The sequence below is a fragment of the Pseudarthrobacter sp. R1 genome (assembly GCF_024494415.1).
In the GTDB taxonomy this organism is placed as follows: domain Bacteria; phylum Actinomycetota; class Actinomycetes; order Actinomycetales; family Micrococcaceae; genus Arthrobacter.
Window position 1 is genome coordinate 1 of sequence record NZ_JAMKFI010000049.1, and the last position, 2,999, is coordinate 2,999.

Here is a 2,999-nt window from a genome sequence, read left to right on the forward strand (position 1 = left end):
TCCCCTTCCACACCGGGAAATGCGGCGCCATCACGGCCCAAGCCTTGTCAGAAATTTCTTGCCTCGCTGCCATAAATCAAGCCTGACGGAAATCAGCCCTCAAAGGGTTTAGCAACACACCCTAGGCCTGCAACGGCGAGAATGACGCTGTAAGTCTCCGTGAGTTGCTTCCAATCGGCGGCAAACAGTTTGAAGAACCATTCGAGGGAATCTGACACAACGAGCACATTTAGGAGGATAGGGAGAAAAATTGGGAGGAGCACCATGAGGGACTTCCACTTGGTGTATTCGAAGGGCTGGGCGAGCTTAGACACTCTCACAGCTAGGTGACCGGCAAAGAAGGCTGCGCTGGTTGCTAGGCCAGCATATGCTGCACCGTTAGCCGCGGACTCAGGATCGTCCGGGATTAAGATGAGAGCGGCAGACAGCCCAGCTATAACCAACACTTCAATTCCGAGCACAATCGCGATGCCACGTGTAAAGGCATTCTCAAATGGATGGCTGCCTCGGGTCGTGTCGTCACGCCAAACCTTCACAAGGAGGCGCTTCCGGGCCTTATCGTCAGGAATGTGTGGGCTTACAGCTTCCTTGACGCGCGCGGTGACTTCCTTCGAGTAGTTGAAAGCTGCCCCTCATCAACGTAGAGATGCTTTGGCGCCTGAGGATCTCCAACGAGCGTGTAGCTTGCCACTAGGTCGCTCGTCGTGCCGGGTGCTTTCGGATTGTTCTCCGTTACGTCGACATGTACAACAGGTTTGGCACTGAACGGCCACATAATGTCCCCCAATTAAAAGACTTGGCGCCCGGTTCTCCCGGCACCAAGTGTCGATTCTATGTGAATGCCGCGCCACGCTTGGCTGACGTCGCAGCGGCACGTAGGCGACATATTCCCCACAAGAAATCCGGAAGATTGCCACAAGATCCTCAGTCGAATGGGAATCGTCAGTAATTTGGATATAGCCATCAGAATGTGGGGATTCTAATCATGTCCGAACCAACGGAGCCTTTTCCGCCACAGCCGTCGCCCGTCAACAACGAGCCACCTCCGCAGCCAGGGAAGCGCAGGGTCCCCGTGTGGGCGTGGATGTTCATGGGATTGAGCTCGCTGGCATTGGTTGTGGCAGTGATCGGCATCTCAGTAATGGTCGGCGCTGGTTCGGTGACTCCTGCCGCACAGACATCGAAGAACGAAACGGCATGCAAACTTTTCGAGGACGGCGTTAACCAACTCACGGACGCCCTCCAATTGGCGTTCACTGAAGGGCCACGCGTCAAGGACGCCATAATCGCGGCGCATGACATGCTTCCATCCAGGATCAAGGACGCCGAGGACAAAGCGGAGGGCGACGTTGCTGTGGCCATCCGCCAAGCACGCGAGCTCGCCCCCACCCCTGGGATCTTCTCAACGGATGACACTGACCTAGCGTTCTTCATGTCTAAACAGACCGTCGCGGACAAATGCCAGGCCGATGGGGTAACCATCGACATACATAAGCTGGCTAAGTAGCCCCACAAAAAGGGGAGACAGCCAAGGGTGACTGTCCCGATAGAGCAGGGACAGAGTTGTCCGTGGTTCCGGGCAGAATGTCACCATGAGCACCGCAGGCCCCTCGTCCTCAGAATCTCACCGAGCCCAAAACTTGAGTAACAAGGCGATGGGTGTGAGTGCTGCTTCCCTTACTAGCCTTGCAGAAAGTTTGAAGGCTGCCAGCGCATTTGCGGACGGTGTTGCGGGTGGGAGTGCGGCGCTGAGCAGTGTGGTGGAGAGTTTGAAGGCCACCAGTGCCTTTGATGGTGTTGGTGTCACCGGGTTGGGTTCTGTTAGCCGGATGTTGGAGGGGCTGGGTGCGGGCACGTCCTTGAAGGACGTGTATGGCACGGCGGGCGTGGGTTCGGTCGGCAGGATGCTGGAGGGGATTGGTGCGGCCGCCTCATTCAAGGATGTTTACGGTGTTGCCGGTGGGAGTGCGGCGCTGAGCAGTGTGGTGGAGAGTTTGAAGGCCACCAGTGCCTTTGATGGTGTTGGTGTCACCGGGTTGGGTTCTGTTAGCCGGATGTTGGAGGGGCTGGGTGCGGGCACGTCCTTGAAGGACGTGTATGGCACGGCGGGCGTGGGTTCGGTCGGCAGGATGCTGGAGGGGATTGGTGCGGCCGCCTCTTTCAAGGATGTTTACGGTGTTGCCGGTGGGAGTGCGGCGCTGAGCAGTGTGGTGGAGAGTTTGAAGGCCACCAGTGCCTTTGATGGCGTTGGTGTCACCGGGTTGGGTTCTGTTAGCCGGATCTTCGAGGGTTTGAACACGGCCTCGTCCTTGAAGGACGTTTACGGCGCCGCTGGCCTGGGTTCCGTCGCCAAGATGATGGCGAACTTGGATCAGAGCCGATTCGATGACTTGGTCCGGTCTTTGCGTAACGCGCCTACCGACTCGACCCTGCTAGTAGTTGACCGGCTTTTCACGCAACTGAAGGGCGACGATACCGACATCGTTGAGGCCTCACAGGCCCTGGACCTGACCATACCCTTCGGTCACGACAGTGCCGTACGAGCCGCATGTCAGATTGTCATGGTCACACTGGTGGCAGTCGCTTTATTCGGAATCAGCATGCTTACGCATCCCGTGTTCGCCATGGCAGCAGCAGCGTTAGCCGCGACCGGAACCCCAAAACCAAAAGAGGTATGGAAGGCGACGGGCAAGGCCTACGACAGCATCTACGGGGGCAGTAACTATCATCCCCAGAGGGCGATCGAGAGGGACGGGCGCCGGCCGAAAGGTCGCTGGTGACCAACGTGACGAAACGTAATGGTTATATATGCTGAAAATGGCCTTGTTGAAGATTAAAGCAAATCACTTTACATAATCACAATTATCGGCTCTTAAAGCACGGGAGTGGAAGTGGATGCGAGAACTCCCGCCTCCGGAAGAATTCGGCGTTTCCGCAGGTCAGAACCGATCTTACATTCCTTCATGATCAAGGGCGCGTCATCTCGATTTGATCCGCTA

The 2,999-nt window shown here is 56.8% G+C and carries 3 protein-coding genes; 2 read left to right on the top strand and 1 reads right to left on the bottom strand.

Annotated elements, in window-relative coordinates:
- Positions 1-92: 92 nt before the first annotated feature.
- A complete protein-coding gene (locus M8J71_RS22955; RefSeq protein WP_256250175.1) occupies positions 93-461 on the bottom strand; it encodes a hypothetical protein in 369 nt (122 codons plus the stop codon).
- Between the two features lie 524 nt (positions 462-985).
- Here M8J71_RS22955 and M8J71_RS22960 point away from each other — a divergent pair.
- Both M8J71_RS22960 and M8J71_RS22965 read left to right on the top strand, forming a co-directional pair.
- A complete protein-coding gene (locus M8J71_RS22960; RefSeq protein ID WP_256250176.1) occupies positions 986-1,507 on the top strand; it encodes a hypothetical protein in 522 nt (173 codons plus the stop codon).
- An 85-nt stretch (positions 1,508-1,592) separates the two neighbouring features.
- Positions 1,593-2,780: a hypothetical protein gene (locus M8J71_RS22965; protein WP_256250178.1), complete on the top strand. Its 1,188-nt coding sequence runs from the start codon at positions 1,593-1,595 to the stop codon at positions 2,778-2,780.
- Positions 2,781-2,999: the final 219 nt, after the last annotated feature.